The sequence below is a fragment of the Caldicellulosiruptor bescii DSM 6725 genome (genome assembly GCF_000022325.1).
Taxonomy (GTDB): Bacteria; Bacillota; Thermoanaerobacteria; order Caldicellulosiruptorales; family Caldicellulosiruptoraceae; genus Caldicellulosiruptor; species Caldicellulosiruptor bescii.
This window is the reverse complement of sequence record NC_012034.1, coordinates 2,541,166-2,562,197: the sequence shown is the minus strand read 5'-3', so window position 1 is coordinate 2,562,197 and position 21,032 is coordinate 2,541,166. Positions and strand designations below refer to the sequence as shown.

22 protein-coding genes and 1 tRNA gene are annotated in these 21,032 nt (G+C 36.1%); 17 read left to right on the top strand and 6 right to left on the bottom strand.

Features of this window, described 5'->3' with window-relative positions:
- Positions 1-7: 7 nt before the first annotated feature.
- From ATHE_RS12150 to ATHE_RS12120, 7 genes are all read left to right on the top strand, one after another.
- Positions 8-346 (top strand): hypothetical protein, encoded by a 339-nt coding sequence (locus ATHE_RS12150; protein ID WP_015908728.1) that lies wholly within the window; start codon positions 8-10, stop codon positions 344-346.
- 54 nt (positions 347-400) lie between these two features.
- On the top strand, positions 401-622 hold the full coding sequence (locus tag ATHE_RS12145) for a hypothetical protein (RefSeq protein WP_015908727.1): 222 nt from the start codon (positions 401-403) through the stop codon (positions 620-622).
- Between the two features lie 79 nt (positions 623-701).
- Positions 702-824 (top strand): hypothetical protein, encoded by a 123-nt coding sequence (locus tag ATHE_RS15165; protein ID WP_256861288.1) that lies wholly within the window; start codon positions 702-704, stop codon positions 822-824.
- 26 nt (positions 825-850) lie between these two features.
- Positions 851-1,792, top strand: coding sequence for an ArdC family protein (locus tag ATHE_RS12140; RefSeq protein WP_015908726.1), 942 nt, complete (start codon positions 851-853; stop codon positions 1,790-1,792).
- A gap of 102 nt (positions 1,793-1,894) precedes the next feature.
- Complete coding sequence (locus tag ATHE_RS12135) at positions 1,895-2,089, top strand: hypothetical protein (protein ID WP_015908725.1); 195 nt, start codon at positions 1,895-1,897, stop codon at positions 2,087-2,089.
- A 43-nt stretch (positions 2,090-2,132) separates the two neighbouring features.
- The gene (locus ATHE_RS12130) at positions 2,133-2,621 is read left to right on the top strand and encodes a DUF5697 family protein (RefSeq protein WP_015908724.1); all 489 of its coding nucleotides are present in this window, start codon (positions 2,133-2,135) and stop codon (positions 2,619-2,621) included.
- 370 nt (positions 2,622-2,991) lie between these two features.
- The gene (locus ATHE_RS12120; protein ID WP_015908723.1) at positions 2,992-4,077 is read left to right on the top strand and encodes a DUF3854 domain-containing protein; all 1,086 of its coding nucleotides are present in this window, start codon (positions 2,992-2,994) and stop codon (positions 4,075-4,077) included.
- Positions 4,078-4,204: 127 nt separating this feature from the next.
- On the opposite strand, the gene ATHE_RS12115 is transcribed toward ATHE_RS12120, so the two are convergent.
- Positions 4,205-4,297: transfer RNA gene (locus tag ATHE_RS12115), tRNA-Ser, on the bottom strand.
- A gap of 92 nt (positions 4,298-4,389) precedes the next feature.
- Entirely contained in the window at positions 4,390-5,865 is a 1,476-nt protein-coding gene (locus tag ATHE_RS12110; RefSeq protein ID WP_015908722.1) for a DUF2828 family protein, read from the bottom strand.
- Positions 5,866-6,478: 613 nt separating this feature from the next.
- Here ATHE_RS12110 and ATHE_RS12100 point away from each other — a divergent pair.
- Both ATHE_RS12100 and ATHE_RS12095 read left to right on the top strand, forming a co-directional pair.
- Positions 6,479-6,751 (top strand): Veg family protein, encoded by a 273-nt coding sequence (locus ATHE_RS12100; RefSeq protein WP_015908721.1) that lies wholly within the window; start codon positions 6,479-6,481, stop codon positions 6,749-6,751.
- Between the two features lie 193 nt (positions 6,752-6,944).
- On the top strand, positions 6,945-8,480 hold the full coding sequence (locus tag ATHE_RS12095; protein ID WP_015908720.1) for a DUF3794 and LysM peptidoglycan-binding domain-containing protein: 1,536 nt from the start codon (positions 6,945-6,947) through the stop codon (positions 8,478-8,480).
- 51 nt (positions 8,481-8,531) lie between these two features.
- Here ATHE_RS12095 and murC read toward each other — a convergent pair whose 3' ends face one another.
- Positions 8,532-9,899 carry a UDP-N-acetylmuramate--L-alanine ligase gene (gene murC / locus ATHE_RS12090; protein ID WP_015908719.1) on the bottom strand — a complete coding sequence of 456 codons (1,368 nt, stop codon included), beginning with the start codon at positions 9,897-9,899 and terminating at the stop codon, positions 8,532-8,534.
- A 215-nt stretch (positions 9,900-10,114) separates the two neighbouring features.
- Between murC and purR the strand changes: the two genes are divergently transcribed.
- Positions 10,115-10,933, top strand: coding sequence for a pur operon repressor (gene purR, locus ATHE_RS12085; RefSeq protein WP_015908718.1), 819 nt, complete (start codon positions 10,115-10,117; stop codon positions 10,931-10,933).
- Positions 10,934-11,053: 120 nt separating this feature from the next.
- Positions 11,054-11,320, top strand: coding sequence for a septation regulator SpoVG (gene spoVG, locus ATHE_RS12080; RefSeq protein ID WP_013404331.1), 267 nt, complete (start codon positions 11,054-11,056; stop codon positions 11,318-11,320).
- Between the two features lie 73 nt (positions 11,321-11,393).
- Here the strand turns inward: spoVG and ATHE_RS12075 are convergent, their stop codons facing one another.
- The 3 genes from ATHE_RS12075 to ATHE_RS12065 form a co-directional block, all read right to left on the bottom strand.
- Positions 11,394-13,616, bottom strand: a complete 2,223-nt coding sequence (locus ATHE_RS12075) for a hypothetical protein (protein ID WP_015908717.1) — start codon at positions 13,614-13,616, stop codon at positions 11,394-11,396.
- Between the two features lie 89 nt (positions 13,617-13,705).
- Entirely contained in the window at positions 13,706-14,557 is an 852-nt protein-coding gene (locus ATHE_RS12070) for a divergent polysaccharide deacetylase family protein (protein ID WP_015908716.1), read from the bottom strand.
- A gap of 80 nt (positions 14,558-14,637) precedes the next feature.
- Complete coding sequence (locus ATHE_RS12065) at positions 14,638-15,966, bottom strand: hypothetical protein (protein WP_015908715.1); 1,329 nt, start codon at positions 15,964-15,966, stop codon at positions 14,638-14,640.
- 140 nt (positions 15,967-16,106) lie between these two features.
- On the opposite strand from ATHE_RS12065, the gene ATHE_RS12060 reads away from it, so the two are divergent.
- The 6 genes from ATHE_RS12060 to ATHE_RS12035 all read left to right on the top strand — a co-directional run bounded on the left by ATHE_RS12060 (position 16,107) and on the right by ATHE_RS12035 (position 21,031).
- Positions 16,107-16,538, top strand: a complete 432-nt coding sequence (locus tag ATHE_RS12060) for a nucleoside deaminase (protein WP_015908714.1) — start codon at positions 16,107-16,109, stop codon at positions 16,536-16,538.
- Positions 16,539-16,701: 163 nt separating this feature from the next.
- Complete coding sequence (locus ATHE_RS12055; RefSeq protein WP_013429211.1) at positions 16,702-17,154, top strand: ATP-binding protein; 453 nt, start codon at positions 16,702-16,704, stop codon at positions 17,152-17,154.
- A 144-nt stretch (positions 17,155-17,298) separates the two neighbouring features.
- The gene (locus tag ATHE_RS12050) at positions 17,299-17,682 is read left to right on the top strand and encodes a pectinesterase family protein (RefSeq protein WP_049760264.1); all 384 of its coding nucleotides are present in this window, start codon (positions 17,299-17,301) and stop codon (positions 17,680-17,682) included.
- Between the two features lie 183 nt (positions 17,683-17,865).
- Positions 17,866-18,627 carry a DeoR/GlpR family DNA-binding transcription regulator gene (locus ATHE_RS12045; protein WP_013429213.1) on the top strand — a complete coding sequence of 254 codons (762 nt, stop codon included), beginning with the start codon at positions 17,866-17,868 and terminating at the stop codon, positions 18,625-18,627.
- Positions 18,628-18,681: 54 nt separating this feature from the next.
- Positions 18,682-20,175, top strand: a complete 1,494-nt coding sequence (xylB, locus tag ATHE_RS12040) for a xylulokinase (protein ID WP_015908713.1) — start codon at positions 18,682-18,684, stop codon at positions 20,173-20,175.
- Between the two features lie 19 nt (positions 20,176-20,194).
- Positions 20,195-21,031, top strand: coding sequence for a class II fructose-bisphosphate aldolase (locus ATHE_RS12035; RefSeq protein ID WP_015908712.1), 837 nt, complete (start codon positions 20,195-20,197; stop codon positions 21,029-21,031).
- Position 21,032: the final 1 nt, after the last annotated feature.

Below are 21,032 nucleotides of genomic sequence, written 5' to 3'. Positions count from 1 at the left end.
AGTTTGCATGGATTATGTCAAGGTTTTTGAGAAGGGGTCTTTCAACGAAGTTGAAATTACAAAACTTAACCTTGATGAGTTGCGGACACTCAGAGCTGATTTGACCATCATCTTAGGTAAAGTTAACTTTTACCTTAACTACGGCGTTTATCCAGAGTACCCAACAAAAAAGTACACAATCAGGGTACTCAGAAACGATGTGTTTGTTCCACGAAAAAACGCAGACCAGGAATTGGTCAGACAACAGCTACTGGAACTTCTAAAATACATTGATTGGCGCATTCGAGACATGGAACTGGATTTGCAGGAACAATTACAAGAACAACATCAGAAAAAAACGGCATAAGGCTTTTGCCTTATGCCAGCCTTCCCTTGGAAGTTAGCCAAGGAGGGTTTGCAGATGATTAAGTTTGCTTTGGTACGTTTAAATCCAACAGGGGCAACCAATTTGTATATACTGAGCAATCCTACCACTATGGATGCAGATGAAATCAAAAAAAGATTAAGAAAAGTGCCTGTAAAGCTTTTGTTAAACTACATTATTGATGCAGAAAAGGGACGACTGATAACACGCTTTGTATTTGCAGTACCCGAATCGCTCGTCAGAAGATTTGCAGCGTAGGAAGGGTTTGCCCCTGCCCTTCCTGTTGCTTGGTAGTTTGCCAATAAAAGTTCACAGGGATTCACAGGGGGTGTTTAAGTTGGAAAGAAGATTTATCGCTTTTGTAAGTCACGATGTAGCTATGTACCTTGTTGAGAAATGTGAAGATGGTTGCAAAGTAGTTCCTCTTCCTCACTCCTCCTTTCCGGTAGTTTGCAAATAAAAGTTTGCTGTAAGGGGGAGTTTGCTATGAAGATTTTCTTTGGAAGCAAGGTTTCAGAGATTGTTACTGAAAGAATTTTAGAACAACTGGAAAAAGGAATTGTTCCCTGGCACAAAAGCTGGCGTGTTGATAGTCGACCAGTTAACTGGGAAACTAGACGTCCCTATAATGGTGTCAACCTTTTTCTCTTAGAACCCGGTGGAGAATATCTGACATTCAGACAAATAAACAAACTTGGCGCAAAACTAAAGAAAGGTGCCAAAGGATACATCGTGGTATTCTGGAAGGTTGACACAGTCAAGCAGGAAACCAGGGACATCCCGGAAGATGAAGAAACTGTAGAAGTCATAGAAGAAGAACAACAGGAAAACACAAAAACAGTCTACTTGCTCCGGTACTATTATGTCTTCAATGTCGACGATGTAGAAGGCTTGCCTGCAAAGAAAAAAGAAAAGAAAGAAATTACCCCGGTACCCTATGATGAAAGAGTTAGAAAAGCATTGCAGGTTGTGACTGACTGGAACACCATATGCCCCATCAAACACGGTAACTATGCACCCTGCTATTCCCCAGCAAACGACACAATTTATATGCCAACCTTCGATAAGTTTGAAGGTGCACACAAAATAGAAGAATACTTCAGCACTGTCTTTCATGAGATAGTACATTCCACAGGACACAAAACCAGATTGGACCGTCACAGACATTCCAGGTTTGGCGACTGGCACTATGCTCAGGAAGAGTTAGTTGCCGAAATAGGAAGCGCATTTCTCCTTAACATGTATGGTTTGGATATACCAGAAACATTCAAAAACAACGTTGCGTACATTAACTACTGGCTGGAACAACTGCAAAAAGATAAAACCATGATTGTGAAGGCAGCTGGGAAAGCAGAAAGGGCAGTTGAATATATTTTGAAAAAAGTCGAGGAAAAACAGGACAAACAGCTGCAGCAGGCAAGTGCTTAAGCTCAAGGCAGGGTCTTCATCCCTGCCTTTTTTTTGGGTAGTTTTTTCTGTGAGCGTGGTATAACGAATAGTAGAGAGAAATTTGCTCAGGGGGTGTGTTATGTGGGCAAGATTGTAAATTTTCAGCAGGCAAAACAAAAAATAATACAGCAAAAGCATGATGAGGAGATAAAAAAGTTCAATGCTTCTGTTAACTTTCTTGTTGAGTTGATAGAAGCTAATATGAGCGAAGACGAAAAACAGAGGAGAAGAGAATTGGAAGAAGAACTTGAAAAAGCTTTGAAAGGGCTGATTTAAGCCCTTTATTTTTTGCAGAAAACAGAACGAAAGGGGTGTGTATATGGTTTTCTACAACGCCGAGAAGATGATAGAAGATTTTATCTACACATGGGGTTGCTGCACTGTAGAACACATCCGAGAACTTGTCCACCCTGCACCAGAAAATAAGATCCGGAGACTTATAAAAGGGCTACTGATTGAAGAACAGGATGGAGTGTTAAGACCTATTTTTTCGCAACTGTCGTATCTTGAAACACAAAGAACATTAAAATTTCTCGACTTTCTGGTCAAATACCTGCAGGACAAGGTAACAGACTACAAACCAGCCCAGTATCCATATGTAGCAATTGTAAGAACAACAAAAGGCAAAAGTGCTTTTGTATGCTATGTAATGGCAGGAGAAGAAACTATAATTAGAGACGTTATCAATACTGCACCACCTGAAAATATTATCTTCATTCTCGAAAAACCAGAAACAAAAGAAATATTGCAAAGCGTAAACTGTAAACTCAAAACATTTTTGAATGCACAAAGCGGTGAGAAGGTGTAAAAAGGTCTTTTCAACTTTCTTCTCTTTTGATAAAATAAAAACAAAGGGAAAGCTGAAGACTGAATGCGTCTACCAAAATGTAAAAATAAAAAACCTTGTTTTCAACTCAGCAAATGTGGTATAATAAAACCAGAAAGGAAGTTCTGCAGGGTAAAAGTATCTACGAAAAAGTAAAAATAGAGTAGAAGTTTGCCAACAGGAAAGTTAGCCCCGGTAGAGTACCATATACTCATCGGGGCTTTTGTATTTTTCGGACCGAGTTTGCTGGTTCAGCCAGAAGGGTCCCTCCTCCCCCGTTCTGGCAGTTTGCCAAACAAAGTTAGCGACAAAAAAAGTTTGAAAGTTAAACACATGGGGGAGGATGGGATTTATGAAAGAGTTAATTGATATCACGATGCAAGATGTTTTGGATAGAGTAAGAATAACAGTGCTAAAACAAAGGGGTAATGAATTGAACTGCTTGTGTCCTTATTGCGATGAACCACATAGACGTGAAGGACATCTTTACATCAACATTGCTAAGGATACATTCATTTGCCACAAATGCGGCAGACAGGGAAATGCACTGCAGTTATACGCACTCCTTACAAATCAGGATACCAAAGAAGCTTACAGAGAACTTGTGCAGGAGATAGCATCCGGTTCACGAAGGTTGCACCATATACAGTACAAACTCCAACACAAAGAAATACAGCCAAGATATATCGCACCGCCAGAAGCTAGAGATAAGGTCTACAGGGAATTTTTGAAGTTACTTACCCTGGATGAAACACACAAATCGGACCTGCTCAGACGTGGATTGTCAGAAACAGCTATAAAAATCAAAGGTTACAAATCATTAAATGTTGAAAAAGAAAGACGTTTACTTATTTGCAGGGTCATGCAGGAGAAAGGTCTAAACCTGGCAGGTATTCCTGGTTTTTACGAACATAAAACTACTGGGGAATGGGACTTTATCCCTTACCAGGGCTATGCAATCCCAGTCAGAAACTTTAAAGGGCAGATAGTTGGGTTACAGGTCAGAATGAATGAGCCAGCACTTTCAAAATACCGCTGGTTCTCTTCATCGAACAGCAAAGACGTTGGAACACCGGCAGAAGCTTCTCTACATGCTGTAGGAAGTATGGAAGAAGGAATTGTTTATGTAACAGAAGGTGCTTTAAAGGCTGATGTTGCTTCATATCTGTCAGGACAGATGTTCATCGGTTTACCCGGTGTTAGTTCTTGCCATAAACAACTGATAGAAACATTGAAACAAATTCAGCCTAAAGTTGTTATCCTGGCATTTGATATGGATTGTGAAGAGAAGGTCGAAGTAAGATTAAATGTAGAAAAGGTTAAAAAGCTTTTAACTGAAAACGGCTTTGAATTCAAACAAATCACCTGGGATAGGCAATTCAAAGGTATTGATGATTACTTGTTGTACCTGAAACAAACACAGAAAAGGAGCGCCTAAAAAGGCGCTCCATATTCTTTTTTTTAGCAAATCATCCAGTAGTTGATGTTAGAAAAATGTTAGAAAAAATCAACTGGAAACCTGATACCTTCCGGCAGTATAGGTCACAAAATCAGCAAAATAAAAATGGCGGAGAGAGTGGGATTTGAACCCACGGTACCCCTTTTGGGGGTACACACGATTTCCAGTCGTGCGCCTTCGACCACTCGGCCATCTCTCCGCTACTATTCCCTTTTCACTTTATCTATTATAAGGCATATTTTGAGTTTTGACAATGGGAAAGTTAAAAGCAAGAAGTAAAAACTCGAAAAGTTATATTTGAATAACAGAGTATCTTTCATTGTTCAATACTTCAAGCATAAATTCTACAGGATCTGGAAGTTGATTTTTAATAAGGTTTTCAAATATTTTTTGAGACATTCCAGATACTAAAAGTACATTTGGTGTTTCTTTAGTTACAGGAATGTTGTTATGCCTAGATGAGACATTCCAGAACACCAAAGTAGGCAACTCATATCCATGATTTTTATACCTTTCTCTTATCGCATCAAAAAGTGGTGCGTCAGGTGAAACTCTTGTGGCTTCGTCAAACTCCATGTCTGAGACAATATATAATTTTTTGGGCAAGTCCTCTTGTGCTAAATTTTTATTTATTGCAATATTTAATATGAGTGTGAAGACTGCTTCAATATCTGTGTTGCATTCCCAGTCTGCATTCTCTAAAAATTTAACTTTCTCATAAATAGTTTTTCCTTGGATTTTTTGTAACTTAGGTTTCGCAGAAAAAGTAATAAACCTATTATGAAAAATTCCTTTATTATTTTCTGCATAATACAATGCTAAACCAACCGAAGCAGCAATTCCAAGAGCATACTGACCACATGCATAAAACATAGAACCTGATGTATCTGCTACAACAAGAGCATTCTCTGATGTGTCAATCTTTGGAATGTTTTGCCACAGAAGATCCAGATGTTTCTTTTCATCAAGTGACATTTTACCTCTATCTATAAGTATTTGTCTTACAATCTGCACAGCAGAGAGTGTATTTGTATTAATCTTTTTCTTTCCCTGAATAACTTTTTCAATGTACTGAGTGTATCTGTCTTTGTCATTTCGCAAAAATGCTTTTCTGTATTTTAGCATTGCTTGTGAAGGGACTTTTTCGTAATCGAATGTATAGTCTTTCTCTGATAGTCTTCTTTCCAAAACATCAATTCTTTTTCTAAGTTCAGCTAAGGTTTTTCTATATTCTTTTGGTGTCATCGAAAGGGCTTTACGAGTCTTCTTTGCAAGTTTTACTGACTCTTTTGAAGAAGTATTTTCACTTTTGAGCCATTTTGCCAAAAGTGAAGGGTTTTCTGATTTTAAGTCTTCAGACAATTGCTGTTTAATAAAAAACCACATGGAGTTTTCAACTGGTGTGTCAATCAGTTCATATAAGTCATCCCACCGTCCAAAAAAAGGAATAAAGACAATGTTTTTTCTGACAATATCCGGATGGGTTTTAGCAAGGTGTTTGAGAACAACTCTAAAAACTCTACGTTCACCAAGTCCTTTTTTAATATCCCTTGTGAAGAATAAATTTTTCATAGCAAGCTGCTTATCTTCATAAAATGCTTTCATAAATAAAGATATAATTCTATCCTCTGGTTGAAATCTCAAACCACCACTCATTGAAAACCAATCAAGATTTGCATTGAGTGTAGATTGAAATGTCAGTGCATTATTTTCTGTGCGAGAAATGTTTGTTGATTTTTCTAACTCGTTGAGAAACTCATCACTCATCACATTTTCCTCCAAAGCATTAGTCTATTTTAAATACATAAAGACACCTCTGTCTTCAAGATGCATGATGGCTTCGAACCATCAGCCCACAGAAAAGTCTGCAGGCCTATCCAAAAAATATTTGCTGTCTGCATCTTTGACAGAGGTACTTTACAAGACCCCTTTTCACTTTGAGATGACATTTGCTGTTGGGGTCTATTAAAAGAATTAAAAAACGAGACACTTTTTTCCTCAGCTTGTATCATCGCTGTTAGTGTCTCTTTATTCAATTTAAATTTATCAAAAAAGAATCTTTATGTCAATACAATATAAATTTTACTTTATGAAAATTAAGAAAACTAAAAAATATATTGCTCAAAAAAATCAAGAATGCTTCTATTTATGAGAAAAGAAATAAAAAGCGATAAATTTGTTGTATTTAAACCGATATTTTCGACAAAAACTCTGAAATTAAGTTCTTGACAACTCTTTAAAAACCCATTATAATATTTACCCCTCTATTTACAAAAAAAAAGAATAGTGATATAATAATAATGTTTTCAAATGTAGTAAAATGGAGAAGTTTTCATACAGTCAGAAAACTAAATATTTTTAGAGGGGCAGTGATGTTAAGGTGGTTGATAAACTTCACCTTCAACAGCTAAAAAAAGACATTGAAGCCCTAAAAGGCGAAAAGGTTTTAATTCGCGCAAATAAAGGACGCAAAAAAATGGTTGAGGTTGAAGGTATTTTGGAGAACACTTATTCAAACATCTTTGTTGTCAAGTTTCCAGTTGACAGAGAGTGCAAACAGTACAGGTGTGTGACATACACTTATTCAGACCTTATTACAAATACAGTTGAGATTATCCTTTGTAAGACAAACACAAAAGTAAATGTTATGTAAACTCAAGGATTTTATCAATTTTTTCTTGTACGTTTTAATTATAATCAAAAATATTGATTTGTCAACTACTTAAAAGGGCTTATTCTAAAGCGAAGTTTTTAGAATAAGCTCTTTTATTTTACATATTCTCAGGACATCCTTGCATATATTTTATTTAGAGATAAGAAACAATTAGTTGGAGGCAAGCTTAGCATTGGAAAAGAAATTTGAAAAGGTTGAGTACATGAACATCTATGGGACAGACTCCCAAAAAGTGATTGTTGAAGGTGAGATTTTGCTTCCAGAGATAAAACCAGATGCTGTGAAAGTGCTTCAGACTGATAGTGAAGTCCTGATTACAAATGTTGAGGTTTTAAACGACAGAGTGGTTGTTCAAGGTGAAATAGAGTTTAGAGTAATTTATCTCTCATCTGACCCGCAGAGGAAAGTTGCTTCTGTTTCAAGTTCAGCAGGGTTTTCAAAGACATTTGATATGTTGGGAGTAAGATCTACAATGGCGTATGAGGTCAAAGATGATCTCATTTATACCTTTTGCTCTCTTTTGAGTCCGCGCAAACTTTCTGCCAAGGCAATTGCAGAGATTACCGTTTTGGTAAAAGCCCCAGCTACTGTTGAGTATCTTGCCGACATTGAAGAAGATTCAATAAAGTATTTAAAAGAAAAAATCTCAATTTCAAATCCTCGCAGCACGACAGAGGAGATTTCAAAAAGAGAGATTTTAGAGATACCTCAAGGTAAACCTTCCATCAGAGAAATATTGCGATGTTTTGCAAGGCTTTCAGACAGGAACATCAAGTTTGACAGGAAAAAGATGACCTTTGATTTAAAAGTGGACTTAAAAACCCTCTACTCACCAGATATTGGTCAAAATCCTATTGAGATGGTTGAACATGAGGTATTAATTCAGCACTACTCTGAACTTCCCGACAGTCCCGATGATGTAGAACCAGTTGTTAAATTTTATATCAAAAGCTTCAGAGTTTTGCCTAAGACTGATGAAATAGGCGAACTTCGCAGGATAGAGTATGATATAACTATTGAAGCTGAGATAACATTTCATGATGTAAAAACCATTGAACCCATTGTGGATGCATATTCGACAGCGTATGAGATAAAAGATTCTAAAAAACTTCTCAACATAGAACAATTTGTTGGGAAAGTTCGGCATATGCATCTTTTAAAAGATACAATTACACTACCTATTGAACCTGAGCAGGTTTTTTCAGTCTCTGGCAGGATAGAGGTGGACGTTATAAAGCCAGAAAAGAATAAAATTAATATAAAAGGTGTTGCTGTTGTCTTTTTGATTTATCTTTCTAAAGACCTGCAGGACATCATAAAAAATACAACATCCCAAATTCCTTTTGATGTGAAATTGGATATAGAAGGGGTAGAAGAGACCGACAGGGCATTTGCAAATATTGAGATAGAAAACATATCATTTTCCATTATTTCTATATCTGAAGTTGAACTGCGGATTCGTCTTGCAATTGAAGTGTGGATAAAAAGAGGGCTATCAAAAGAGATTTTGTCTGATTTAGAGCTTGTAGAAGAGATAAAAAAAGAAGAGGAGAGACTTGCAAGCGTGTACATTTATACTGTCCAGAAAGGTGATACTCTGTGGAAAGTTGCAAAAAAATACAGAACAACAGTAGAAAAAATTATTGATTTTAATCAAATAGAAAAAGAAGAAATTGTGCCTGGCCAAAAACTTTTAATAGTAAAATAGAAACTAAACTGCCTCATTTAGGAATTAAGTTCCAAGATGAGGCAGTATTTTTTATGATTTTACAACAGCTTTTTTGAGAATAATGTCCAAACATTTGTTTATATCACCTGCGCCAATGGTTGCAATGATGTCACCTTTTTTTGCTTCTTTTACTGCATAACAGGCAATATCTTCAAAGTTGCTTATATACTCACAGTCAATTCCAATTTCTTTTAGTTTCAAATAAAGCTTTTCAGATGTAATTCCAAAAACATTTTTTTCACGTGCGGCATATACATCTGTGACAATAACCTTGTCAGCCAACTGCAAGCTCTCAGCAAATTCGTTCAAAAGAGTTTTAAGCCTTGAAAATGTATGCGGTTGGAATATGGCAAGAACCTTTCCTTCAGAGATCTTTTTCAGGGTAGCAAGTGTTGCCTTGATTTCGGTTGGATGGTGAGCATAGTCATCATAGAGGTATATACCATTAAACTCTCCTACCTTTTCAAGCCTGCGCGAAGCACCACGGAATTCAGAGAGAGCTTGTTCAATTGTAATACTTTCTACTCCCAACTTTGATGCAACTGCAAATGCAGCGAGCGCATTATAGACGTTATGAAAACCAGGAATGTTGAGTTTTATATGAGCTAAAATCTCGTCGTTATTATTTTTAACGTCAAATTCATAGTATCCATCACTACAGCTAATATTGTCGGCAAAAATGTCAGTTTTTTCTTTTGTGGATATACAAATTATCTGTGTGTTGAGCTGATTTATAATATCTTTAACATTTTTATCGTCATAGTTTACTACTAAAAACCCTGAAGTTGGAATTTTCTGTGCGAACTTTTTAAAAGAGTTTTTTATTGAATCTATATCTTTGAAATAGTCCAAATGGTCATTATCAATGTTTAAAATAACTCCAATTGTAGGGTTGAACTTTAAAAAGCTATCCACATATTCACATGCTTCAACAACAAGGTATTCTTTAGAACCAATCACAAAATTTCCACCAAGCTGTTTTACAAATGCACCTACCAGAACTGTAGGGTTATAATTTGCTTTTTTTAGGATGTAACCAATCATAGAGGTTGTAGTTGTTTTTCCATGCGTCCCTGAGATTGTAATGACATTTTTAAAATCTTTCATCAAAAGCCCTAAAAATTCTGCCCGCTCATAGATTTTCAGATTCATCCTCTTTGCTGCTAAAAGTTCGGGATTGTCTTTTGAAATTGCCGCGGTGTATATTACAGTTTCATCGCCGTGTATGTGACTCTCATCATGTCCAATATATACATTTATTCCATTTTCTCTTAGCATCTTTGTAGTGGCGCTTTCCTGCATGTCAGAACCTTCAACCCAAAAACCTTGGTTTTTGAGTATTAAAGCGATTGCACTCATTGATATTCCACCAATACCAATGAAAAAATACTTGTTCATTTTAAAAAAACTTACCTCCAGCCCGAAAATTTCAATATTGAAATACTCCTACATTCTATATTATACTTCTTTTTTACTTGACTTGTTAAAATATTTTTTAAATCGAACGTTCACTCAAAAAATTTTTGTATCATTCGGGGGTTATGGTATAATTATTTTCAATAATATTATATTTAATATTGAATTGGTTTTTATTTGTTCTGGAGGTGTCTTTTGTGCAAAAGATTGGAAAATCAGAACGGCTCATTTTTATAACAAGCACACTTGTCCAAAATCCTATGAAGCTTTTTAGTCTTACTTTTTTTTGTGAAAAACTCAGCTGTGCAAAATCCACCTTGAGTGAGGATATAGATTTGATATCACAAATATTCGAGCAAACAGGACAGGGAAAGCTTGAAACAGTCAGCGGGGCTGCCGGTGGAGTTTATTACATCCCTGTTATGAAAAAAGAGGATGAGATAGAATTTTTAAACTTTCTGAAAAATGAGCTGCAAAATCCTGAAAGAATCGTGTCAGGCGGGTTTGTATATATAAACGACGTTGTCTTTAATCCAGAGGTTATAAAAAAAGCTGCGAGAATATTTGTGAGGTTATTTTTAGAAAAAGAAATAGACTACATTGCCACTGTTGAGGCAAAAGGTATAGCTTTGGCATCGTATGTTGCCCAGTATTTCAACAAACCACTTGTTGTTGCAAGAAATTCGAGCAAGTTCACAGAAGGTTCAACTGTCAATATTTCGTACATCTCAGGCACAACAGGCAAGATTGAAACAATGACAATGGCAAAGAAGGCCATTAAAAAAGGTGCAAAGGTTTTGTTCATAGACGATTTCATGCGCGGCGGGGGAACAGTGCGAGGCATGAAAGACCTTCTTTCTGAATTTGAATCAAGCTTGGTTGGAGTTGGAGTGCTCATTGCAACAAAAGATAAAAAGTCTGTGAATGTGGATTACAAAAGCCTCTTAGTTCTTGAGGAACTTAATGCCGAAAATAAGAAAATCACCTTTTCTATCAACCCTCAGGTTATTTCATAAAAATTAAACAAAATGCACCAAATAGAAAGAAAATTTTGTTAAAAATGATAAAGGGAAAGATTAAAAAGTGGAGAATTATATAAAATAACAACACTAAATTTTAACATGGAGGATGGACTTATGCAGGTGACAGATGTTAGGATTAGAAAGATTACAAATGAAGGAAGAATGAAGGCTATTGTGTCGGTGACCTTTGACAACTGTTTTGTTGTTCATGACATCAAGATTATCGAGGGGCAAAATGGGCTTTTCATTGCTATGCCAAGCCGCAAAACGCCTGAGGGCGAATTTAAAGATATTGCTCATCCAATAAACCAGGAGACGCGAGACATGGTTCAAAAAGCTGTGATTGAGAAGTATGAAGCTGTTATCTCAGCAGGAGAATAAAACGATGGCTGAAATTAAAAGGAGGAAAAGGGACTTTAGGTAAAGTTTCAGTTCCTAAAGTCCCTTTTGTTTTTTATGGAACTGTAATGAGATTTATACCCGGTAAAAGATTAACTATGGTTCTTTTTTCCTGACCATTTGGCAAAAGAGTAATTAATGTAAAACCTTTTATCTCAGAGTAGTTTTTGTTGTCCACAACAAAGGTTGTTGAGTCAAGCGGCGTTATTTGCACATTTTTCAATGCAACCTCATAGTCAATAAACTCTTTTACTGTTGGTACCCACAGAAGTTTTTTGCTCATGAGGTTTGAGACTAATCTGAGAGTTTTATCAAACTGCGGCGAGATATATACGTTTTTGTTTCTCACAACAAAAAGTTTATTTTTCTGCATAGGGTGTGCAAAATAGTCATGAATAATACACACTCCATTTTCATTTACAAGTTTGTCAAGTTGATTTTGAGTGAGCATCTTTGGAAGATTTCTGTATCTTACCGAGTTCCACTGGTAAAGCGAGTCACCTTCTCCAAAGTTGTAGTTCTTGAAAAAAATCTGCGGATGCCAAGTGACTTTGTCAGGCTGAAGCATGTTGAGCGTGTCAAGCTTTACGTCAAGGTACGACCAGCAGTATTTGTATCCGTGTTTCAAGAAAAGGTCAAATGAATAGTTTTTGCTACCATGAATAGCACCTTCACTCTTTAAAGCTGCGCATCGTGTGCCGTCAGATAGACTGTGGTCAATCCAGTCATCAAGCTTTAAATAGGTTGTATCTTCCAGTGCTTTTTTTATAAGCTCAACAGTATTTTCTTTGGCTACTGGTGATGCTGTGTGCAACACAACCTCTATTTTCTTTTGTGCCAAAAACTCTATGAGCTTTTTGTATTCTGGATTGTCGAATCCAGGTATTCCTTTTACTGATTTGTAGAAGAATCCCCATGTTATTGGTATTTTATATCCTACAAATCCCTTTTTCATATAAGAAGGGTCTTTGGTATCTGTTGTGCCAAACATCATAGCTTTTATGATTGATATCATATTTGAGTCAGAGTGATGAGAAAAGATTAAAATAGCTTTTGTAGCGTTTGGCGACCTTGATTTTATCGAATATGTGTATTCTGCAGGGAAAATTGAATATACATATGTCTTTTCAAATCCTTTTCTAAAAAGCTGTGTAGTGGTGTATATGTGTTCTTTGTTTTTTCCAATCACAAAATACTTTATATCATCAGAATTTGAAAGAAACATAAATACATTTGCCTTATTTTTCAGGTTATATGTTTCGATTGAATCATAATTGTTTGCATAACCTATGGCACAGTTTTCAAGCTTTAAATAGAAATCTGAAAGGGAATCTGTAACATACATCGGTTTTGCAAATTTTTCGAGTTTGTAATCTCTTTTAAGAATAAAAAGGGGTCTTGACTCAAATTCAACTAAGGAGTATTCTTTGAAAACTTGATGGTCTTCTTTTGCTTTTAAAGTCTCTTCAACATTTACAACATCTTGAGGGGAGGAGACAAATATTCTTCTGGTAAGCTTTTGAAAGCCATTTTCAAACTCCTGCTGAATATAGTTGTTGTAAACCTGAACGTTTTTCAGCAAGAAAGTGTACTTTGAAGGTTTTACAAGGGTTATCTTGAAATTTTCAAACTCACAGCTTATTAAATTGCGGCTTGCCTGAGAAATCTCAAAACTTATATACCTGCTATCCATCGGGATAGAAAAAGAGGTTTTAAATGTTCCCTTGCCAGAAGTTACTTTTATCTTTTCAGGAAGTACCAGTATTTTTGTTTTGTTTTCAGAAAAAATAGAGATTTCTACATTGATGGTCTCATCGTCTTTGAGCTGGGGAGATCTTTTAAATTCACAGTTGTAGTTGAAGGTAAGCCGGGCAGATTGATATTGTTCTTTGAAAGCAATATATGGCGAGGTTATTTTATAAAATGCATCTAATGTATGAAAGTTAAGCTTTAAAGTTTTATTTTTACCGTCTGACAAAAATAAAAGGTCTGAAGGTTCACTTTTTTCAAACCTCCAGTTAACTACTCCATTTTCAATAAACGGCAGCAGAATTGTTTGGGTCTCTTCCTTTTTTGCTGGAGATTCATTTAACAGTTCGGGTGGCAATATCTTGGCAACAACTTGACTGCCTTTCAAAATCTCAACATAGTTTCCTTTTGGCTTTACAGAAAATGGATATTTTTCTGGGGCGGTTTGAGTAGCTTTTGCCGTACCTGCAACAATTGAATTTATGAAAAAGACAAAGACTATAAAAACAGCCACAAACTTTTTCTTCATATTTTCCTCAGTAATCTCCTTCCTACTCCTATTCTTTTGTGGTCCTGAATATTAATTATATTGCGATAGAAAGAAAGATTCAATTAAAATTACTTAATGTTTTTCTTTTCCAGCTTTGAAATCTCTGAGACAAATACAAATTTTATATTCTCTTTCTTTGCCTTTTCCACAGTCTGCTTGAATGCTTCAATTGTTGTGATGCCACCATCAAGCCCAAGATGACCTATTGCCACTGCAAATCCTTTCTTCTTTGCCATATTAAAAAGAAGATTGAACTTGTCTTGTATCGGCTTTAACTCATTTCTTGAATCAAGTACAATGTCTGGGATGATAACCTGAAGACCCATTTGCTTTCCTATTTTTGCAAAGAGTGACTCTGAGGAAAAGGTAGAGTCTATAACGGTCATATCTTTTTCTTTTGCAAGCAGACACAGCTTTTTTACTATTCTTTCATTTTTGCAAACAAGCGTCCCGAGATGTGTACTAACACCTTTGCTATTTGCTACATTTGCCAATGCATCTTTGAAAATTTTTTCAACCTCATCATCAGGAGTAGCATTCATTATACTTCGCGGGCACAGCCAAATTGTACTGCCCTCTTCAGGTTCCATTGAAAGATGCAGCAGAACTTCCTTTCCTTTTTCCTGGCACATGAGAGATATCTTATTGGAAAAAGGCAAAAAAGGAATAATGGCAATATCAAACGGTACGTTTATACTCAAAAGCTTTTGTACTTCTTCTTCATCCATTCCAGCATCTTCGAAAATGATAGCAACATACGATGATGCTTGACTGGCAGCTTCTTTTATTTTTGGTTTCGGGTTGTAGAAAAGATACACAAGAAGCAATGTAATACAACACAAAAGAGCAAGAAAGGGTATGAAGAATTTACTTAGCTTTGTCCTTTCTATTATCACAAGAACATATTTTTTAAATCTCATTTGCTTTGAAATTATATAACTTCTCAATAAATAACTTATTCGAATATTGCTTTTTGTATGCAAGTTTGAAAGAGATAGAATTATTTGAGGTTTTTCAAAAAGCGCTCAAAATTTTCGGTGGACAGTACCTTGTATTCTCTGTTATATCTAACTTTGTTATATTCTTCAACAAGCTTGTTCACAACATCAGCATTTAAAAGTTCACCTTTTGAGATGGTCTTTCCCATCTCAAGTGGGGTGTAAGAGCTTTTGAGCACATAATTTTTCTTTTGATAGAAGTATTCCATTGTAAGTTTGAAAATAATGCGAAGGCGTAAGTTCAAATCGTTTATTTTTTCAAAGTTTACTCTTTTTGCTCGGGTAGATTTTAATTTTTTAGCGGGCGATTTTTTTGCAAAGATAAATGTCTTCACATCTGTATAGTTTTGCCCTCTTTCTTCAATCTGAAGATTGTTTGTGATGCTGCTTATGAAAAGCAAAAAGTTTGTTATCACCTGCTTTAGAACGTTTACAAGAATCCCAAGTGCCTTGTATATCAAAAATCCCAAGATTGACAATGCAAGAATATAACCAATAAAGTCAAGGATTTGAGAGAGCAAGCTCTTTTTTGCTGGTCTCATGTTTTTGAGAAGTTCTTCTAATCCATTTCCGGTATTTGTCTGTGGTTTTGTTGTGGCAAACAAAGAGTTTAAAAAGTCAAGGATCTTCTTTATTATGCTGAGCACAAACTTTATTGTTTCCACAATAAATGCAACAATATATGGTGCAAGCCCCTTGAACTTGAAAAGAAGAAGAAGTATCACTATGAATCCAATGCTTAAAAAAAGGTTAATATAACTTATACTGTTTGATATACTGTTTTTTCTTCTATATCTTCTGCCCAGCAGATTTTCCAAGTTAACCCTATTTATGAGATAAACACTTGTCACCAAAAATATTATTGAATAGGTAGTGTATTGGTTTATAATATTCCTTGGGATGTTCATAAAACTTGAGACTGCTCCCACGATTATTATAGCCCAAAGACCTGCTAAGATTGCTCCCAGTGAGAGCGAGACCTGCTCTTTTTCGAATATTAAATATGAGTGTATATAAAGTCCCATGCAAAAAACTTGACCGAGAAACATTTCAAAAAAACCGTAGGGCTTTAACACAATTAGTGAAAAGCCTTGGGGAACTACTATTATAAACAGGATATTTAAAATCTTTTCCCACGTTCCCTGGCTCTTTGCGCGAATAAGATAAGGAATGAGCAAGAACAAAATATCCATGACCACAAATGCTAAGAATACATTTGACAAATCTGTTGGAGCTACCATAGAAGAAAACATAATAAATATTGGGAAAACAAGGCTTGTTATGGCAAAAAGATATATATACTTTGTAATAAACTGATTGACTTTTTCCATTTTTTTCACTCCAAAAGAGATTTAGCTATAAATATAGTATCACTAAACAGGGATGCAATAAACATGGGAAGACAGTTTTTGATGACAAAAAAATTTAAAAAAATTTGTTAAAAATTAATAAAGAAAAAGGTGATAAGTTGATGTATATATATAATGTAATGAAAACTCTGATAGAGTATGCAAGTCGTTCAAATGACATTCCAGTTGCGGCAGCTGTTGTAAAGGATAGAAGAATTATTAGTATCAAAAGAAATGACAGTAAAAAGGCTATTTACCACGCAGAGATTCTTGCCATAATTGACGCCACATCAAAGCTTTCTACAAAGGACTTAAGAAGCTGCGAGATGTTTGTGACAAAAGAGCCGTGCCCTATGTGTATGAGTGCAATAGTTTTGAGTAAAGTAAAGAGGCTTTACTTTGGTGCAAGGGATTTTAAGATGGGTGCTGCTGAGTCTTGCTTTAATCTTTCACAAAATCCTTTTTTAAATCATAAGGTAGAAGTGATAGGAGGAATATGTGAAGATGAGTGCAGACTTCTTTTAAAAAGGTTCTTTGAAGAAAAGCGAAGATAGGCTTTCAAAATAGGTGAGTTTTAATGTTTGTGTGTGTAAAGTAGAATATTTGAGGGTATATATCAAGTAGAAGAGATTTTTCAGGTACAAAAGAGGGATTGATTGTTGTATTTTTGTTGGATGGATATTATAAAAATTTTGGAAAGAAGGTTGCGTGGAGGAGATGGAGAACAAATTTTTACAGCTTGTATTTACAAGTAATCTCCAGCTTGTCAAAGTAGCAGAAAAAGAGATATTGTCATTTTTAACAAGGGAAACTAATATATCAGCAGATGAGCTTTTAGAATTCAAACTTATAGTGAATGAACTTTTAATAAATGCTGTGGTTCATGGAAATAAGGAGGACAGTTCAAAGTCTGTAAAGGTAAAGGTTGGAATAGTAGATAAAAAACTAAGTTACATTGTTGTTGAGGATGAAGGAGAAGGGTTTGACATTGACAGGGTATTTAAAGAGTACACCCCATACGATGAAAAGGATGAAATAGAAGATTTGTATGAGTTTGGTCGAGGACTTATGATAGTTGCATCACTTTGTGAAAAGGTCAAGCAGAACCAAAAAGGGAACAAGATCGTGGCTGTAAGAAGGCTCAAAAAAGAAGAAGATTGTTATGTTTGAAAATTTGATATGGATACGAGGACTGTCAAAAATGTTCGACAGTCTTTTTTATTTTGTGCACTTTTTTTAGAAACTTTACAAAAGCTAAATAAAAGTCTCTTTTCCTTAATTTTTTGACCTTGAAAGATTTAAAGAAAAAATTATATGGAAGACAGAAAAATAAAAGGATATGTTACAGCAGCAAGTACAAAACCAGATAGCCAGTTTGGGTTCTTATTCATAAGGTGCAAGCTGATATCCAATATAAGAGAAAAAGAGTGTGTCTACCTTGGAAGACCATGGCATCCATCTTCTGATCCTCACAGGTGGGCAAATGTTGTGTTTAAGGAATGCTATTTGGATGAGCACATTCATCCCGATGGCTGGTGCGAGATGCACGGCTACAGCCCTGAAAATGAGAGATTTTTCGAATATAGAAATTTTGGTCCTGGTGCAAAACAAAATCCCAAAAGACCTCAACTTGATGAAATAGAAGCTGAGAGGTATACAAAGGAAAATGTTTTAAAAGAGTGGAAAGTAGAAATATAGCGTACACAGTATTAAAAAGTAGGAGCAGGCAGCTGCCTGCTTTTTTTATTTTCACCTTTAAAAATGTTTGACCAATCTTGTGTAATCATTTTGAATTTCATATTGCAAATCCTCAAAAAATCGAGTAGAATATTAATAAGCTGACACACAAATCCACATATAAGAAATAGGTGATGAAGAGAAATGCTTTCGGCAACGCGCAGGCAAAAAATTAAAGAGATATTGATGGAGAAAAAGAGTGTGACTGTTACAGAACTTTGTAATATTTTTAACGTGTCTGACGAGACAATAAGAAGAGATTTGAAAAAACTTGAGCAGGAAGGGATAATCGAGAAAAATTACGGTGGGGCTATTTTAAAAGAAGGGGTATCAATAGTTCCACCTATTTCCCAGCGCTCAAAAGAGTTTATCCAGGAAAAAGAAAGGATTGCACTTGAGGCGATAAATAGAATAAAAGAAGGTATGGTTGTAATTCTGGATACAGGAACAACCACACAGCAGATAGCAAGAAAACTCAAGAGTTTTCAGCACATAACTGTGATAACCAATGGCATAAATATAGTAAATGAACTAATAACTAATAACAGTATTAATTTATTTTTAGTTGGAGGCAAGGTGAAAAATTCTAACTTTTCAACAGTTGGGCCAGAAGCCCAGAAAGCATTTTTGCAGTTTAGTGCTGATATAGCTTTTATAGGAACAAGCGGAATTTCTCTTGAAAAAGGTCTTACAACCTCTGATGTTTTTGAAGCAGAGGTAAAAAGGGCTATGATAGATAGCAGCAAAGAGGTCATAGTTGTTGCAGACAGCAGCAAGTTCAAAAAAAATGCAATGGTTTCGTTTGCAACATTGAGCAAAGTGTCTGAAATTATTACAGCAGGCGAGATAAGTGATGAACTTGTAGAAAATTTCAGGCAAAAGGGTGTGAAGATAACTGTAGTATAACCATCTCAAAAGAAGCAAAGAGTAGATTTTTACGTTGAAAGGGGCAAACCTTAAATGGAAAAGATTCTTACCATAGATATTGGAACAACTGCCTGCAAGGTAATAGTGTTTGACCTGCAGGGGTACATCTTGGCAAAAGCAAACAGGGAGTATCCAACATACACGCCTCAGATTGAGTGGGCAGAACAAGACCCACTTGACTGGTGGAAAGAAGCAGTAGAAGGTATCAAGCAGGTCGTACAAGTAGCAGGAGCAGATGACATTGTAGCAATTGGACTTTCGTCGCAAAGAGAGACAGTTGTTCCAATTGATAGGGAAGGAAATGTTCTGTCAAGAGCTATTTCGTGGATGGACAGGCGTTCGCGGGTCGAAGCCGAAGAAATTTCACGTCAGTTTGGAAAAGAAACAATACATAAAATCACAGGTTTGATTCCAGACTCTACATTTACTGCAACAAAGCTTTTATGGCTCAAAAAACACCAGCCAGAAATTTTGCAAAAAGCTTATGTTTTTCTGCAGCCCAAAGAGTTTATTGGATACATGCTCACAGGGCAGGCTGCAACAGACCATTCATTGGCATCACGAACAATGATGTTTGACATAAACAAAAGACAGTGGTGGCAAGATATATTTGAGTTTGTGGGGGTCAAAACCTCTCAGTTTCCAAGACTTTGTTATGCAGATGAAATCATAGGGTATTTGAAAAAAGATGTTGCAAAATTTTTGGGTCTTAAAAACGGAATACCAGTTGTAAGCGGTGGTGGAGACAGGCCTTCAGAGGCATTGGGAGCAGGGATTGTAGGAAGCCGTGTTATGGAGTCAACAGGGACTGCTACGAATGTTTCAATGTCGTCAAATAGAATACCAGAGAATCTTGATCCGAGAGTTGTATGTTCCTGCCATGTGATAAGAGACCACTACTTAATTGAGCAGGGGATAAACACAAGCGGCACAATTTTGAGATGGATAAGGGATAACTTTTACAGGGGCGAGAAGGAAAAAGGCGAGAATGTTTATGAGCTAATTGACAATGAAGCTGAAAGTTCAGGTCCTGGCGCAAACGGTGTTGTACTTTTGCCATTTTTCATGGGTTCACGCGCAACAAGATGGAACCCTGACGCAAAAGGAGTTTTGTTTGGACTGACGCTGACACATTCAAGAGCTGACATTGCAAGAGCTGTGCTTGAAGGAATTTCGTATGAGATAAGAGCATGTATTGAAATTTTAGAGTCTATGGGTCTTAAAGCTGAGAGTATAGTTTCTATGGGGGGTGGCGCAAAGAGCAGAGTATGGAGCAAAATTAAAGCTGATATTTTGGGAAAGGCTGTTGTTGTTGAGAAGGTACAAGAGGCGGCATCGAAAGGAGCAATGCTTCTTGCTTCATACGCAATTGGTGCAAGGAAAAGTTTAATTGAGGAAAAAAGAGAAGTGCTTTTTGAGTACCAGCCAGACAGCAAAAACTACGAAATTTACAACAGAGTATATGAAATTTATAACCAGCTTTACAACTCAGTTTCCCACCTTTATTCAAAGATTTCTCAATATTGATGGGTAGGAGGTCTTTGTTTTGCTTGTAAATTTGAATCAGGTTTTAAGCTATACAAAAGTAAAAAAGTTTGGTGTGGGGATGTTCAACGGGCTTTCAGCCGATTTTTATGAAGGACTGATCGATGCTGCAGAGCAGCTCAGGTGCCCAATTATTATCGGTGTTGCTGACAGATTTGTTGACAGGCTTGATTTTGAAATGATTGCAGAGGTCATGATTTTCCTTGCGAAAAGGGCATCTGTTCCAGTTTGTGTTCATCTTGACCATGCAAAGAGTTTGAAAAACATCATGAGAGCAATAAAGGCTGGGTTTACATCTGTCATGTTTGATGGGTCAAGTTTGCCTTTTGAAGAGAATATAAAGAGAACAAGGGAAGTTGTTGAGATAGCGCATTCTGTTGGTGTGAGCGTTGAAGGTGAGCTTGGAGTTGTGGGAAGAGGAGATTTTGACTTTAAAAATCCAGAATTTTATACAAAGCCTGATGAAGCTGAGGAATTTGCTCAAAAGACACAGGTTGATGCTTTAGCTGTTTCGATTGGCACAGTGCATGGTGTTTATAAAGGACAGCCACGGCTTGATTTTGAAAGGCTTTCTGAAATCAGAAAAAGGGTTGATTGTTATTTAGTCTTGCACGGTGGGTCTGGTCTTTCTGATGATGATTTTAAAAAGTGTATAGAATATGGTATAAACAAGATAAACATATTTACAGACCTGACACTTGCTATAAATGCTCAGCTTCCAGAATTTATAAAACAAACTGAAGATTTAACCACGGCAATATTTGAAAAGATAAGAGAGATTGTGAAGCTTGAAGCTATAAAGAAGCTTAAAATCTTTGGCAGTTACAACATTTTATAGA